The sequence below is a fragment of the Azospirillum sp. A1-3 genome (genome assembly GCF_023806445.1).
Taxonomy (GTDB): domain Bacteria; phylum Pseudomonadota; class Alphaproteobacteria; order Azospirillales; family Azospirillaceae; genus Azospirillum.
Genome location: NZ_JAMSLU010000004.1, coordinates 662,966 through 676,327 on the forward strand (window position 1 = coordinate 662,966; position 13,362 = coordinate 676,327).

The 13,362-nt window shown below is 69.3% G+C and carries 12 protein-coding genes; 3 read left to right on the plus strand and 9 right to left on the minus strand.

Annotation, left to right across the window (positions count from 1 at the left end; translation table 11 throughout):
- Nucleotides 1–25: 25 nt before the first annotated feature.
- The 5 genes from M5E06_RS24240 to mutY form a co-directional block, all read right to left on the minus strand.
- Nucleotides 26–733 carry an OmpW/AlkL family protein gene (locus M5E06_RS24240; RefSeq protein ID WP_247870722.1) on the minus strand — a complete coding sequence of 236 codons (708 nt, stop codon included), beginning with the start codon at nucleotides 731–733 and terminating at the stop codon, nucleotides 26–28.
- 156 nt (nucleotides 734–889) lie between these two features.
- Nucleotides 890–1,390, minus strand: coding sequence for a hypothetical protein (locus tag M5E06_RS24245; protein ID WP_252140378.1), 501 nt, complete (start codon nucleotides 1,388–1,390; stop codon nucleotides 890–892).
- A gap of 43 nt (nucleotides 1,391–1,433) precedes the next feature.
- Nucleotides 1,434–2,573, minus strand: coding sequence for an NAD(P)/FAD-dependent oxidoreductase (locus M5E06_RS24250; RefSeq protein ID WP_252140379.1), 1,140 nt, complete (start codon nucleotides 2,571–2,573; stop codon nucleotides 1,434–1,436).
- Between the two features lie 31 nt (nucleotides 2,574–2,604).
- A complete protein-coding gene (locus tag M5E06_RS24255) occupies nucleotides 2,605–3,324 on the minus strand; it encodes a DUF1194 domain-containing protein (RefSeq protein WP_252140380.1) in 720 nt (239 codons plus the stop codon).
- 33 nt (nucleotides 3,325–3,357) lie between these two features.
- Entirely contained in the window at nucleotides 3,358–4,416 is a 1,059-nt protein-coding gene (gene mutY / locus M5E06_RS24260; RefSeq protein ID WP_252140381.1) for an A/G-specific adenine glycosylase, read from the minus strand.
- Nucleotides 4,417–4,576: 160 nt separating this feature from the next.
- Between mutY and M5E06_RS24265 the strand changes: the two genes are divergently transcribed.
- The 3 genes from M5E06_RS24265 (at nucleotide 4,577) to smc (ending at nucleotide 9,424) form a co-directional block, all read left to right on the plus strand.
- Nucleotides 4,577–5,050, plus strand: a complete 474-nt coding sequence (locus tag M5E06_RS24265; protein WP_085085788.1) for a DUF721 domain-containing protein — start codon at nucleotides 4,577–4,579, stop codon at nucleotides 5,048–5,050.
- A gap of 66 nt (nucleotides 5,051–5,116) precedes the next feature.
- Nucleotides 5,117–5,776, plus strand: a complete 660-nt coding sequence (locus M5E06_RS24270) for a DsbA family protein (protein ID WP_252140382.1) — start codon at nucleotides 5,117–5,119, stop codon at nucleotides 5,774–5,776.
- Nucleotides 5,777–5,962: 186 nt separating this feature from the next.
- Nucleotides 5,963–9,424: a chromosome segregation protein SMC gene (gene smc, locus M5E06_RS24275; protein ID WP_252140383.1), complete on the plus strand. Its 3,462-nt coding sequence runs from the start codon at nucleotides 5,963–5,965 to the stop codon at nucleotides 9,422–9,424.
- 51 nt (nucleotides 9,425–9,475) lie between these two features.
- Here smc and M5E06_RS24280 read toward each other — a convergent pair whose 3' ends face one another.
- The 4 genes from M5E06_RS24280 to M5E06_RS24295 form a co-directional block, all read right to left on the minus strand.
- Nucleotides 9,476–9,943: a preQ0 transporter gene (locus tag M5E06_RS24280; RefSeq protein WP_109151859.1), complete on the minus strand. Its 468-nt coding sequence runs from the start codon at nucleotides 9,941–9,943 to the stop codon at nucleotides 9,476–9,478.
- Between the two features lie 281 nt (nucleotides 9,944–10,224).
- Nucleotides 10,225–11,826: a citramalate synthase gene (gene cimA, locus M5E06_RS24285; RefSeq protein WP_252140384.1), complete on the minus strand. Its 1,602-nt coding sequence runs from the start codon at nucleotides 11,824–11,826 to the stop codon at nucleotides 10,225–10,227.
- 174 nt (nucleotides 11,827–12,000) lie between these two features.
- Nucleotides 12,001–12,888 carry an NAD(P)-dependent oxidoreductase gene (locus M5E06_RS24290; RefSeq protein ID WP_252140385.1) on the minus strand — a complete coding sequence of 296 codons (888 nt, stop codon included), beginning with the start codon at nucleotides 12,886–12,888 and terminating at the stop codon, nucleotides 12,001–12,003.
- 31 nt (nucleotides 12,889–12,919) lie between these two features.
- Nucleotides 12,920–13,345, minus strand: coding sequence for a tellurite resistance TerB family protein (locus M5E06_RS24295; RefSeq protein WP_109151862.1), 426 nt, complete (start codon nucleotides 13,343–13,345; stop codon nucleotides 12,920–12,922).
- Nucleotides 13,346–13,362: the final 17 nt, after the last annotated feature.

Consider the following 13,362-nt stretch of genomic DNA (forward strand, 5'->3'; position numbering starts at 1 on the left):
CCGGAACTGATTCCGGAAACCGGTCTTAGAAGCGGTAGCCGACGCCGACGCCGACCAGCCACGGGTCCAGCGTGACCTTCGAGGTGACCGGCAGGACGACGTTGCCCAGGCGGGCATTGGCGGTCACGTCGGTCTTCAGGAAGATCTTCTTGACGTCGAAGTTCAGCGACCAGTTGCCGGTCAGGGCGACGTCGACACCAGCCTGCAGGGCCCAGCCGAAGCGGTTCTTATAGTTGGTGTCGGTGATGCGCAGGCCGGCCGCGTTCGGGTTCTCGGCCGCGTCCTCATTGTAGAACAGGGTGTAGTTGACGCCGGCGCCGACATACGGGCTGATACGCTCCTTCGGCATGAAGTGGTACTGCACGGTCAGGGTCGGCGGCAGCAGCGACACCTTGCCGATTTCCGTGACGCCGCCGGCGCCGGCGATCAGGTTGCCCTTCACGCGGTGACGGCTGGTGCCGGCGATCAGCTCGGCGGCAATGTTGTCGGTGAAGAAGTAGGTGAAGTCGACTTCGGGGATGTAGTCGTTGCCGACCTTGGCCGACCCGATGTCACCGAGAGCCGAGTTGTTGATCGTGCCCTTTTCCTGCGGCAGCACGGCCAGGCCGCGCGCACGGACGACGATGTCGCCGGCCGACTTGCCCTTGAAGTCCTGAGCGAGCGACGGGGAAGCGATGGCGACGAGGGCCGAGGTCGCCAGCAGGGCGGCGGCGGCGCGCGACAGGATGGTCATGGGGTCTGCTCCAGGCAATGCGTTGTTGCTGTTCTGTGGCATCAGCCGATGGAGCTATTACCAGACACCGTGTAAGGGTACTAGGGGGGCTGCAACCCTTCCTCTCCTTCTGCAGCAGCTATGCAACAGTGACGAGTTGTCGCATGGACAAGGAAATCAAGGGCTTGGTTTAATTGTCCGCTGCGGGATCAGCGCCATGCAGTTCTGAACGATGGCATAGCATTGACCAAGTCGCGCGGAGCCGCCGCTGGCGCCGCCATATACGACGCGCTCGACCACACCGTTTCTCAAACTGAAAGTTGCTTCACAGTCGAAGCTGTTGACTTCATAACCATAGGACGGCCAGCCATAGCCGTACCCATAATGGGGCCATCCCCAGCCGCCATAATAGCCGAGGGGCGGCGCGCTGGGGTAGGAGACGATGCGGGAGCTGCGGTAGGTGAAGAACTCCCGGTTGTCGACGGTCGCCTGCCGTTCCGGCACCCCGGCGCAGGACAGCAGCGTCGCCTTGGACATGCCGATCAGCGCGGTCTGCGCCACCAGCGCCTCGTCCGCCGCAGGGTTGGCGCAGCCGCCAAGCGCCCCGGCGGCGGCCAGCGCCGCGACGCCGAGCGCCCTCCGTGCCACAGGTCCTTTCGCCACCAGACGCACAGACATCGCACGCCTCCTCAGCCCTGATGCCGGGCTACCATAGCCTGCCTTATCGGGCCCTTGCCGGCGACAGGTCCGACTCGGCTACTCCCAATGCCCGTACATCCTCCGGCAGGCCGCGGCCGGTGGCCAGTCCCGCCGCCACCCGGCCCATGGCCGGCGCGGTCTGGATGCCGTAGCCGCCCTGGGCCGCCAGCCAGAAGAAGCCCTCCGCATCCGGCGCGAAACCCACCACCGGCACCTTGTCGGCGACGAAACTGCGCAAGCCCGCCCACCGGTGGGCCAATCTGCGAACGGAGAAGCGCGAGGCCTGCTCCAGCCGGTCCACCGTTACGGCGACGTCGATGTCCTCGGGCTGCACGTCGCAGGGCTCGATCGGCGTCTGGTCGGCGGGGGAGGCCAGCAGCCGGCCGGCATCCGGCTTCACATAGAAGGTCTCGGCCACGTCGGACACCATCGGCCAGCCGTCCAGCCCGGTCTTGTCGGCCGGATCCTCGAACACCGGATCGAAGGTGATGGCGGTGCGCCGCTTCGGCACCAGCCCGACGGTGGCGACTCCGGCCAGCTTCGCCAACTCGTCCGCCCAGGCGCCGGCGGCGTTCACCACCACCGGTGCGGCAAAGCTGCCGGCGCTGGTTTCCGCCACCCACAGCCCATCCTGCCGGGTGAGCGTCCGCACCTCCGCATCGGTCACCACCCGGCCGCCGCGCGCCTTCAGCCTGCGCAGATAGCCATGGTGCAGGGCATGCACGTCGATGTCGCGGGCGTCCGGCTCCCAAACGCCGCCGGCGACATAGTCCGGACGCAGGAAGGGGGCGCGGGCCAGAACCTGCTCGCGGTCATACCGCTCCACCGAGGGGGTGAGCCGCCGGCCCTGTTCGTATTCCACGTCCAGCCGGTCGATCTCATGCTCGCGGCCAATGATGAGGACGCCGCGCGGGGTCAGCAGGTCATGCTCGGCGAAGCCGGCGGGCGGGTTGGTGTAGAAGTCCCAGCTCGCCACCGTCAGGGCGCGGATCGGCGCCGGGCCGTAGGTCTGGGTGTAGAGCGCCGCCGACCGTCCGGTCGAGTGATAGCCGGGCTGCGACTCGCGCTCCAGCACCAGCACCCGGCCCTGTGCGGCCAGCTCATAGGCGGCGGACGCCCCGGCGATGCCGGCCCCGACCACCAGAAAATCGACGCGCTCCACTCGTCCCGCTCCTCAAATCGTTATCGGCCGCCTATCGCGTGGCGACGCTTAGGCTTGGCATTTGATCCGGCAGGGCCACCATTTCAAGGATCAGCTTCTGCCGCAGGGCGGCGACGAAGCTGTCCCTGTCCATGGCGCTCTTCACGAAGCTGCCCGGCCCGCCGATCACGCTCTCGTCGAAATACTCCTCCAGCCAGGGGAATTCGTCGAGGATGGCGAGGCCGTTGACGATGATTCCGCGCTTCGTCACCCGGTCGCGGGCGTCGGCCGGATCGATCCCGCTGTTGGAAAAGCCGTTGGAAACCAGATCGATCACCTGCCGCGGCGCCTTGCCGCCGTGGTCGAACAGCTTCGCCGCCTCGATGATCGCGCTGCCGATCGCTGTCGAGTCGCCCTGGAAGCCGCGGGGGAGGGCGTCGATCCGGTCGGCGAAGCGCCCGGCATCCTCCGGCTTGTCCAGCGCCGTCCAGGGGATCAGCACCCGCAGGCTGTTCGGCCCCGAATAGGCCGCCAGCGTCACCCGTGTCCCGGCCGAAGCCAGCGCATCGGCCACCGCGGGATCGCGGAAGGCGGCGGCATGGCCCTGCAACTGGAACTCCAAGTCGCCGGTGGTGATGGAGGCGGAGCCGTCGAGCGCCAGCACCAGCGCAACCCCCGCCTTCTTCTCCGCTGTTTTCTCGGGCGGCGCGGCAAGCACCTCGCCGCACAGCGCCAGCAGGACGAACAGGACGGCGACCACGGCACGCAGCATTCTTATCGGCACTCCATCCTGCGCGAGCCCTTATCACACGTTGGAAAGGGCGTGGCGCACCACCTTCACCATCACCGACGGCAGGGCATGATCGCCCAGCCGGTCGACCGGCACCCAGGTTCCGTCGGCCTGCCGCCAGTCGGTCCCGGCCTGCGCCGCGACCACCTCAAGCTCCAGGTGAAAATGGGTGAATGTATGGCGGACCACACCCGGCAGCCGGCGCCAGAGGGCGGGCAGGGGCTGCTGCGCCGCCACCGCCGCCTCGCCGGGCAGTTCCGGTCCCCAGGATGTCGAGGGCACCTCCGCCATGCCGCCCAGCAGCCCTTCCTCCGCCCGGCGGCGCAGCAGGACGGCGCCGTCGGGGTTCAGCAGCCAATAGGCAACGCCGCGCCGGGTCGGCTTCTCCGCCTTGGCCACCTTGCGCGGCAGGCTTTCGGCGATGCCGGCGGCGCGCGCCTCGCAATACTCCGCCCACGGGCACAGCATGCATTTCGGCTTGCGCGGGGTGCAGATGGTGGCGCCGAGATCCATCATCGCCTGCGCATAGTCGCCGGGACGAAACTCCGGCGTCAGGGTGGCGGCCAGCCGGCGTAAGCTCGGCTTGGCATTGGGAAGCGGTTCCTCCACCGCGAAGATGCGGGCGATCACCCGCTCCACATTGCCGTCCACCACGGTGGCCTTGCGGCCGAAGGCGATGGAAGTGATGGCTGCGGCGGTGTAGGCGCCGATGCCCGGCAGTTCCAGCAGCGCCGCCTCGTTGTCCGGGAAACGACCGCCATGCTCATCCGCCACCACGCGGGCGCATTTGTGCAGGTTGCGCGCCCGCGCGTAGTAGCCGAGCCCGGCCCAGGCCACCAGCAGATCGTCCAGCGGCGATTCCGCCAGATCGCGGACGGTCGGCCAGCGTTCGGTGAAGTTGCGGAAATAGGGGGCTGCGGCGGGAACGGTCGTCTGCTGCAGCATGATCTCCGACAGCCAGACTCTATAGGGATCGGCTATCTCCCCCGGCTTGGCGCGCCAGGGCAGGTCGCGGCGGTGGCGGTCGTACCAGGACAACAGCCGCCGGGCGGCCTCGGTGGAATCTGGAATCATGATGGGAAGAAATAGAGGGTCCGGAGCGTCTGGGGAAGGGAGCCGGTCCGGTCTCTGGTCGGAAGCTGGGCATCGGCCCACGCTTGCGCTAGGGTGCCGGCATCCCACATGACCCGGAACCGGTGCCTCAGCCGGTGCCGCACAGGAGTGATCGCAGAGCATGACCGGACCGCGTCGCATCGGCCAATCCGTTCCGGAGGTCGCCGGCAAGGTGCTGGGCAAGCGCGGGCTTGCCTTCGGCGCGCTGATCACCGACTGGCCGTCCATCGTCGGTCACCAGCTGTCGCTGCGCACCGCCCCCGACAAGCTCAGCTTTCCCCGCGGCAAGCGCGAGGAGGCGACCCTGCACATCCGCGCAATGGGCGCCATCGCGCTGGAGCTGCAGCATCTGGAACCGCAGATCATTGAGCGCATCAACAGCTTCTTCGGTTATCGCGCGGTGGCGAAGATCAAGCTGATCCACGCGGCCCTGCCGTCCACGCCGTCGCCGGTGGTGCGCCCGCGCGCCCTGACGATGGACGAGGAGATCGGCATCACCACCACCACCGCGACCATTGAGGACGAGGAACTGCGCGCCACCCTGGAACGCTTCGGCCGCTCGCTGATGGCGCGGCCGAAACGGGCGGCGCGCTAGCCGGCCTGCTGGACGCGCCGGGGCCTGATTGTCTATACGTCAACATCTGGTAGGAACGAGGGCAAAGTGAACCGCAAAATTTTGGGACGCAGGTACTTCGGGCTGGCCGGCCTTCTGGCCATCGGCTTCACCGCCGCCATCGGCACCGCCGTGACGGCTCCGTCGGCCGCCCGGGCCGCGGCCACCCTGCCGCCGGTGTCGGAGATGATGGCCGATCGCGTCATGGGCGACGCCAAGGCGCCGGTGACGATCCTCGACTATTCGTCGATGACCTGCCCGCACTGCGCCCACTTCCATACCGACATCCTGCCGAAGATCAAGGAAGCCTACATCGACACCGGCAAGGTGAAGCTGATCTTCCGCGACTTCCCCTTCGACCAGGCGGCGCTGACCGCCAGCATGCTGGCCCACTGTGCGCCTGCCGAGCGCTACTATCCGTTGACCGACGTGCTGTTCAAGAGCCAGTCGACCTGGAGCCGCGCCGCCGACCCGACCAAGGCGCTGGCCCAGTACGGCAAGCTGGCCGGCATGAGCCAGGAGACCATCGACGCCTGCTTCGCCAACAAGGAACTGGCCGACGCCATCCTGAACAGCCGCCTGACCGGCCAGAACCAGTACAAGGTCGAGGCCACCCCGACTTTCATCCTCAATGACGGCAAGGCCCGCATCGAAGGCGCCCAGTCGTTCGAGGAGTTCTCCAAGGCGATCGACAAGCTGTTGAAGTAAGCGCCGGCAACATTCAAAGCCATATTGCCCCCTCCCTAACCCTCCCCCGCTGACGCGGGAGAGGGGACTGCCGCCACTTCGCATAAGGCACCCTCTCCCGCGAAGCGGGGGAGGGTCGGGGAGGGGGCAACAGTTCTCCAACGCCCGCACCTCCTCAAAGCCCAGTACACCAAAGGTTCTTTCCCAGTGCAGTTCACGCGTCTCCGCCTGTCGGGTTTCAAGTCTTTCGTCGATGCCACGGATCTGGTCATCGAACCCGGCATGACCGGCATCGTCGGTCCCAACGGCTGCGGCAAGTCCAATCTGGTGGAGGCGCTGCGCTGGGTGATGGGCGAGACGTCGGCCAAGCGCATGCGCGGCGACGACATGGACGACGTCATCTTCGGCGGCACCTCCAGCCGGCCGGCCCGCAATCTGGGCGAGGTGACGCTGGCGGTCGACAACCGGTCGCGCACGGCGCCGGCAGGTTTCAACGAGCACGACGAGCTGGAGATCACCCGCCGGATCGAGCGCGGCTCCGGCTCTGACTACCGCATCAACGGCAAGCTGGTGCGGGCGCGCGACGTCCAGCTGCTGTTCGCCGACAACGCGTCGGGCGCCGGTTCCCCGGCGCTGGTCAGCCAGGGCAAGGTGGCGCAGATCATCTCGGCCAAGCCGCAGGACCGCCGCGCCCTGCTGGAGGAGGCCGCCGGCATCACCGGCCTGCATTCCCGCCGGCATGAGGCCGAGTTGCGGCTGAAGGCGGCGGAGACCAACCTGACGCGTCTTGATGACGTGATCGGGGCGATGGACACCCAGCTGCAAAGCCTGAAGAAGCAGGCGCGGCAGGCCGCCCGCTACCGCAACCTGTCCGACCAGATCCGCAAGGCGGAGGCTGTGCTGTGGCACCTGCGCTGGCTTGCTGCGCAGGAGGAGCGCACCCGCGCCCACGCCGCCTTCGCGACCGCCGAGGCCGAGGTGCGCGACCGCATGCTGGCCGTCAACCAGCTGACCGCCCGCCGTACGGAGGCCGCTGCCGGCCTGCCCGACAAGCGCCAGGACGAGGCGCGCGCGGCTGCCGCCCTGCAACGGCTGGTGATCGCCCGTGAACAGCTCGACGCAGAGGAAAAGCGCGTCGCCGACCAGCAGCGAACGCTGGAGGCCCGGCTGCGCCAGATCGCCGGCGACCTCGGCCGCGAGGAGGCTCTTGCCGCCGACGCCGACGAGGCGCTGGCCCGGCTGGTGGCCGAACGCGACCGCCTGATCGCGGCGCAGGCCGACGAGGAAATGCTGGAGGAGGCCGCCGCCGAGGCTCTGGCCGAGGCGCGCGAGCAGGTCGATGCGCTCGACCGCGAACTGACCCGCCTGACCGAAGCGGTCGCCACCGACGAGGCCCGCCGCGCCGCCACCCAGCGGCAGGCCGCCGAACTGGAAACCCGCGCCGCCGGCCTCGCCAAGCGGCTGGCTGAACAACAGGCCCAGCGTGCGGCCCTGGAGGCGGAAATCGCCGCCCGCGCCGACCTCTCGGAGGCGGAACTGGCGGTCGAACTGGCCGAACAGCGGCTGGAGCAGGCCCGCGACGCCGCCGAGGCCGCCGAACAGGCGAAGGCGGACGCCGAGCCGTCGCTGTCCCGCGCCCGCGAGGCGCTGTCCGCCGCCGACAGTGCCTGCGCCAAGCTGCGCGCCGAGGAACGGGCGTTGGCCGAACTGCTGGAGGCCGGGGCGGGTGGACCGTTTCCGCCGCTGGTCGATGCGGTGACGGTGTCGCCCGGCTATGAGGGCGCGCTGGCCGCCGCGCTCGGCGATGCGCTGACCGCTCCGCTGGACATGGCGGCGCCGGTGCATTGGCGCATGCTGCCCATCTATGACGCCGTGGCGCCGCTGCCCACAGGGGCGGAGCCGCTGTCGAACCATGTGCAGGGTCCGCCGGCCGCCGCCCGTGCGCTTGCCCATATCGGGTTGGTCGCCGATGCCGGGGCGGGGGTGGCGCTGGCCGCGACGCTGGCGCCGGGGCAGGTGCTGGTCAGTCGCGACGGCGGGGCGTGGCGTTGGGACGGGCTGACCGTGCAGGCCGGCGCCCCGACCGCCGCCGCCATCCGGCTGAAGCAGCGCAACCGGCTGGCCGAACTGCGCGGCGAACTGGAATTGGCCGAGGAACAGGTCGAGCTGGCGCGCGAGGCGCTCGACGCCGCCAAGCTGGCGGTGGAGGCGGCGGCCCAGGCTGACCGCCGCGCCCGCGACGCCGTGCGGGATGGCTTCGCCGTGCTGAACGCCGCCCGTGACCGCCACGCCAAGCTGGCGCGCGAGGCCGACGCCGCATCCTCCCGCCTCGCCGCCTTGGTGGAGGCGGTGGAGCGGCTTGCCGCCGACGAGCGCGAAGCCGCCGCCCGCCGGGACGAGGCGCTGGAACTGCTGGACTCGCTGACCGACCCGCGCGAAGGGCGGGAGCGGGTGAACGACCAGCGCGCCGCACTGGCCGAACGCCGCGCGGTTCTGGCCGAACGGCAGAACGCGCTGGACCGTCTGACCCGCGAGGCGCAGGCGCGGCGCCAGCGTCTGGCCGCTATCCAGTCCGAAACCGCCTCCTGGGACACCCGCTCCGCCGGGGCCGGCGGACGTGTGGCGGAACTGCGCCAGCGCGCAGAAGAGGCGGAGGGCGAGATCGCCGCGCTGTCCGGCCGCCCGTTCGCGATCGCGGCGGAACGCCAGGAGCTTCTCGACCGCATCGCCATGGCGGAGCGCGACCGCAAGCGCGCTGCCGATGCGCTGGCGGAGGCCGAATCCCGGCTGGCCGGCACCGAACAGGCCCTGCACGACGCCGAAGCGGCGCTGGCCGACGGCCGCGAAGCCCGTGCCCGTGCCGAGGCCGCCGTCTCGGCTGCCCAGCAGCAGGAACGCACCCTGACGGAGCGCATCGCCGAACGGCTGGACTGCCGGCCGGAGGACACCCGCGCCGCCGCCGATCTCGACCCCGCCGAACCGATGCCCGACGCGACGGCGGTGGAGGCGCGGCTCGACAAGCTGACCCGCGAGCGCGAGAACATGGGGCCGGTCAATCTGCGTGCCGAGATTGAGGCGGAGGAGCTGGAGGCCCAGATCACCGGCCTGCATGGCGAGCGCGAGGACCTGACCGCCGCCATCGCCCGCCTGCGTCAGGGCATCTCCAGCCTCAACCGAGAGGCGCGCGAGCGTCTGGTCGCCAGCTTCGATGTGGTGAACCGCGACTTCCAGGAGCTGTTCACCCGCCTGTTCGGCGGCGGCAAGGCCTATCTGGAGCTGGTCAACGCCGAGGATCCGCTAAATGCCGGCCTGGAGATCTACGCCAGCCCGCCGGGCAAGAAGCTGCAGGTTCTCTCACTGCTGTCGGGCGGCGAGCAGGCGCTGACCGCGCTGTCGCTGCTGTTCGCCGTCTTCCGCTCCAACCCGGCGCCGATCTGCGTGCTGGACGAGGTCGATGCCCCGCTGGACGAGGCGAATGTCGGGCGCTTCTGCGATCTGGTGGAGGACATCGCGAAGCAGGGCGACACCCGCTTCCTCATCATTACCCACCACCGCCTGACCATGGCGCGGGTGGACCGCCTGTTCGGCGTGACGATGGTGGAGCGCGGGGTCTCGCAGCTGGTCAGCGTCGACCTCAGCCGCGCCGAGGAATTGCGCGGGGTGGCGTGAGACACATCGCCCCCTCCCGCCATGGAACGCGGAAGGGGGCGAGGGGGGTGGTTACGCCGTGACCGGCATCCGGCCGTCCCGCGTGCGCATCAGCAGCCAGACCACCGAAACGCCCAGCAGCTTCGACGCGAAGCTGGCGGCCCAGACGGTGGGGTCCCAGACGTCCAGCATGCCGAAGAAGATGGCGGTGTCGACCGGCACCGACAGGGCGGCGCTGATCCACAACCGGTCGCGCAGGGGGCGGCGGGTGATGGTGAAGACCGCCCAGTCGATCATCTCCGACACGGCGAAGGCGACGACGCTGGCGGTGGCGACGAACGGATCGGTCAGCAGATAGGACAGCACGGTGCCGCCCAGCATGGCGGCGAGCGCCCAATGGCCGAAGCGCACCTGCACCATGTCGCGCAGGATGAAGATCAGGCCAGCCCAGCAGGACCAGACCAGATCCAGGTGCGGAAACAGGCTGAAGGCGTAGTTGATGGCAAGAATGCTGCCGATATAGGCGGCGAGCCAGAGCATGGCGATGTTCCTCCGAGAGCGGACCCGCGGCAATACGGGCGCTGATGACCGGAGCCGACCCCGCGTGAATGCGAGCGCCCCGAAACCGCTCTAGCTAACAGAACATCGCCATGGTGGGAAGGTGCCGCGTGCCCCCTCCCTAACCCTCCCCCACCTGCGGTGGGAGAGGGAACTGCCGCCGCATTGCAAGCTCACCCTCTACCGCCGAAGGCGGGGGAGGGGAGGGGCCCATGCGCAAGCATGGGAAGGGAGGGGGCATGCAGCCCCTGCACTTCAGCCCCTTACACCGGCGTCGCGTCGCTCTTCATCAGGGCGTAGGTGTAGCTGTCCACCAGCGCTTCCATCGAGGCCTCGATGATGTTGGTGGACACGCCCAGCGTCGACCATTCGCTGCCGTCGGTGCGGGCGCTGCGGATCAGCACGCGCGGCATGGCGCCGGTGCCGTCCTTCGCCGCCAGGATGCGGACGCGGTAGTCGGACAGGCTGACCTTGGCCAGCGCCGGATAGACCGGCTCCAGCGCCTTGCGCATGGCGACGTCCAGCGCATGGACCGGGCCGTTGCCGTCCGCCACCTCCAGCCGCACGGTGTCGCCGACACGCACGCGCACCACCGCCTCCGACTCCACCACCAGCTTGCCGACGGCGTTGTAGCGGCGCTCGTCGGTGACGTGGAAGCGCAGCAATTCGAAGAAACGCGGCACCTCGCCCAGTTCGCGCCGGACCAGCAGCTCGAAGCTGGCCTCCGCCGTGTCATAGGCATAGCCGTCGCTGTCGCGCTGCTTCACCAGATCGAGCAGCCCGGCCAGCCGCTCGTCCTTCGCGTCCACCACCATGCCGATGTCGCGCAGCCGCACGATCAGGTTGGAGCGGCCGGCCTGGTCGGACATGACGATCTGGCGGCGGTTGCCGATGGCCTCCGGCGTCACATGCTCGTAGGAGGACGGGTCCTTCTCCACCGCCGAGACATGCAGCCCGCCCTTGTGGGCGAAGGCGCTGGCGCCGACGTAAGGAGCGTGGCGGTTGGGGGCGCGGTTCAGCCGGTCGTCGAAGGCGCGGCTCAGCTGGGTCAGCAGCGGCAGATCTTCGCGCCGGATGCCGGTCTCGTAGCCCAGCTTCAGCATCAGCGTCGGGATCAGCGAGACGAGATTGGCGTTGCCGCAGCGCTCGCCCAGACCGTTGATGGTGCCCTGGACCATGCGGGCGCCGGCCCGCACCGCCGCCAGCGAATTGGCGACCGCATTCTCGGTGTCGTTGTGGCAGTGGATGCCGAGATTGTCGCCGGGGATGCCGTGCCTCTCCACCACCTCGCGGACGATGGCGTCGACCTCGTGCGGCAGGGTGCCGCCGTTGGTGTCGCACAGCACGATCCAGCGCGCCCCGGCGTCATAGGCGGCCTTGATGCAGGACACCGCATAGGCCGGGTTGCGCTTGTAGCCGTCGAAGAAATGCTCCGCATCGAACAGCGCCTCGCCCTTGGCGGCGTGCAGCGCGGCGATGCTGTCGCGGATCAGGTCGAGATTTTCCTCGCGCGGGATGTTCAGCGCGACGTCGACATGGAAATCCCAGGTCTTGCCGACCATGCACACCGCCTTGGCGCGCGACTGCGCCAGCGCCGTCAGCTGCGGGTCGTTGGCGGCGCTGCGGCCGGGGCGGCGGGTCATGCCGAAGGCGGTGAAGGTGGCGCGGGTCAGCTCCGGCGCCTCGGCGAAGAACTGGTCGTCGGTCGGGTTGGCGCCCGGCCAGCCGCCTTCGATGTAATCGATCCCCAGCCGGTCGAGGTCCTTGGCCATCGCAATCTTGTCGGCGACCGAGAAATCCACATCCTGGGTCTGCGCCCCGTCGCGCAGCGTGGTGTCGTAGAGATAGATGCGCTCGCCCGTCATCGCCGCCTGACCTGTAAAGACAAGAGGACCGGCAATGTTTGCCGCCCTGTGGAAAGCCGGGAGAATGGACGATGCGACGCTTATCCTCAACCGTTTTGACAAGAAACTTGCGGAAAGCGGGCGTTCGCTGCAACGGAAGGGAATGGCGGAGCGATACGCTCCGCCTTCCGGGGGTCAGCGCGCGAACAGGCGGTAGAGGGCGGAATGGTCCAGCGCGCCGTCGCCCTGGTCCACCAGCATCTCGAACAGCTCCAGCGACAGGCCGAGCGTCGGCAGGTCGATGCCGGACTGCTGCGCCAGCTCCTCCGCCTGCCGCAGATCCTTGACCTGGGTGGTGACGCGGCCGCCGGGGGTGAAGTCGCCGCTGACCATGCGGCCGCCATGCAGGTCGAGAATGCGGGATTCGGCGAAGCCGCCGCGGATTGCATCGCGCACCTTGGCCGGATCGGCGCCGGCCGCCTTGGCAAGCGCCAGAGCCTCCGCCACCGCGCCGATGGTCAGGGCGACGATGACCTGATTGGCGGACTTGGCGATCTGGCCGGCGCCGCTGGCCCCGACATGGGTGATGCGGCGGCCCATCGCCTGCAGCACCGGCAGGGCGCGGGCGAAGGCGGCCTCGGTCCCGCCGGCCATGATGGTCAGGATCGCCCCCTCCGCCGCCACCGTGCCGCCGGAGACGGGCGCGTCGAGCCACTCCGCCCCGGCGGCGGCGACACGCTGGGCCAACGCGCGGGTGGCGGCGACGGCGGTGGTGCCCATGTCGATCACCAGATGGCCGGGGCGCAGGACCGGCAGCAGCGCCTCGGCCACCGTTTCCACCGCCGCAGTGTCGGTCAGCATCAGCACGATGGTCCGGGCCTGCCCGGCGACGGCGGCGGGGCCGGTGGCGGCGATCATGCCTTCCGCCGCCATTTCGGCGACCGGGCCGGGGCTGCGGCTGGTCACCACCAGCTCCGCGCCGGCACGGGCGAGCGCGCGGGCCATCGGCTTGCCCATCAGGCCGAGCCCGATGAAGCCGATGCGCTGGCCGGCGAGGTCGGGGCGGAGGGTCTCTTCGGTCATGTCAAAGCTTTCAGCAAAGAATGGAAGACGGTCACAGGCGCATGTGGCGGGCGCGGGCGCCGCGTTCGATGGCGGCGGCGCACAGCCGGTCGACCCCCAGCCGGTGGCGGATCAGCTCCAGCATCCGCAATTCCTCCTGCGAGGCCTTGGGATCGGCGGCGGCGATGTCGCAGGCCACCGCATAGGCGGTCTCGCGCAGCTTCGACGGCAGCGCCTGCTCGACGATGGTCAGCACGGTGTCCAGCCCGTCGTTGTCCGACAGCATGGCGGTGCATTCGCGCGTCGCGGCCATCACCTGATCGCCGCTGTAATCCTTGAAGATCGGCAGGTAGCGCACATTCTCGCCGATGGCTTCCAGTTCAGGGTCGGTCATGTCGCCGTCGCAGGCGGACACCAGGACCATGATGTAGATGAGCGCGCTGTGGTGGTCGATCATGGCGTCGGTCGGCTTTCTCATGAGGCGGTCTCCCCCGG

Coding starts and splice junctions, on each gene's coding strand:
- mutY (WP_252140381.1), bottom strand. CDS start 4,416: ATGATTCCAGATTCCACCGAGGCCGCCCGGCGGCTGTTGTCCTGGTAC.
- cimA (WP_252140384.1), bottom strand. CDS start 11,826: ATGACGGGCGAGCGCATCTATCTCTACGACACCACGCTGCGCGACGGG.
- M5E06_RS24295 (WP_109151862.1), bottom strand. CDS start 13,345: ATGAGAAAGCCGACCGACGCCATGATCGACCACCACAGCGCGCTCATC.
- M5E06_RS24280 (WP_109151859.1), bottom strand. CDS start 9,943: ATGCTCTGGCTCGCCGCCTATATCGGCAGCATTCTTGCCATCAACTAC.
- M5E06_RS24290 (WP_252140385.1), bottom strand. CDS start 12,888: ATGACCGAAGAGACCCTCCGCCCCGACCTCGCCGGCCAGCGCATCGGC.
- M5E06_RS24265 (WP_085085788.1), top strand. CDS start 4,577: ATGACCGGACCGCGTCGCATCGGCCAATCCGTTCCGGAGGTCGCCGGC.
- M5E06_RS24240 (WP_247870722.1), bottom strand. CDS start 733: ATGACCATCCTGTCGCGCGCCGCCGCCGCCCTGCTGGCGACCTCGGCC.
- M5E06_RS24245 (WP_252140378.1), bottom strand. CDS start 1,390: ATGTCTGTGCGTCTGGTGGCGAAAGGACCTGTGGCACGGAGGGCGCTC.
- M5E06_RS24255 (WP_252140380.1), bottom strand. CDS start 3,324: ATGCTGCGTGCCGTGGTCGCCGTCCTGTTCGTCCTGCTGGCGCTGTGC.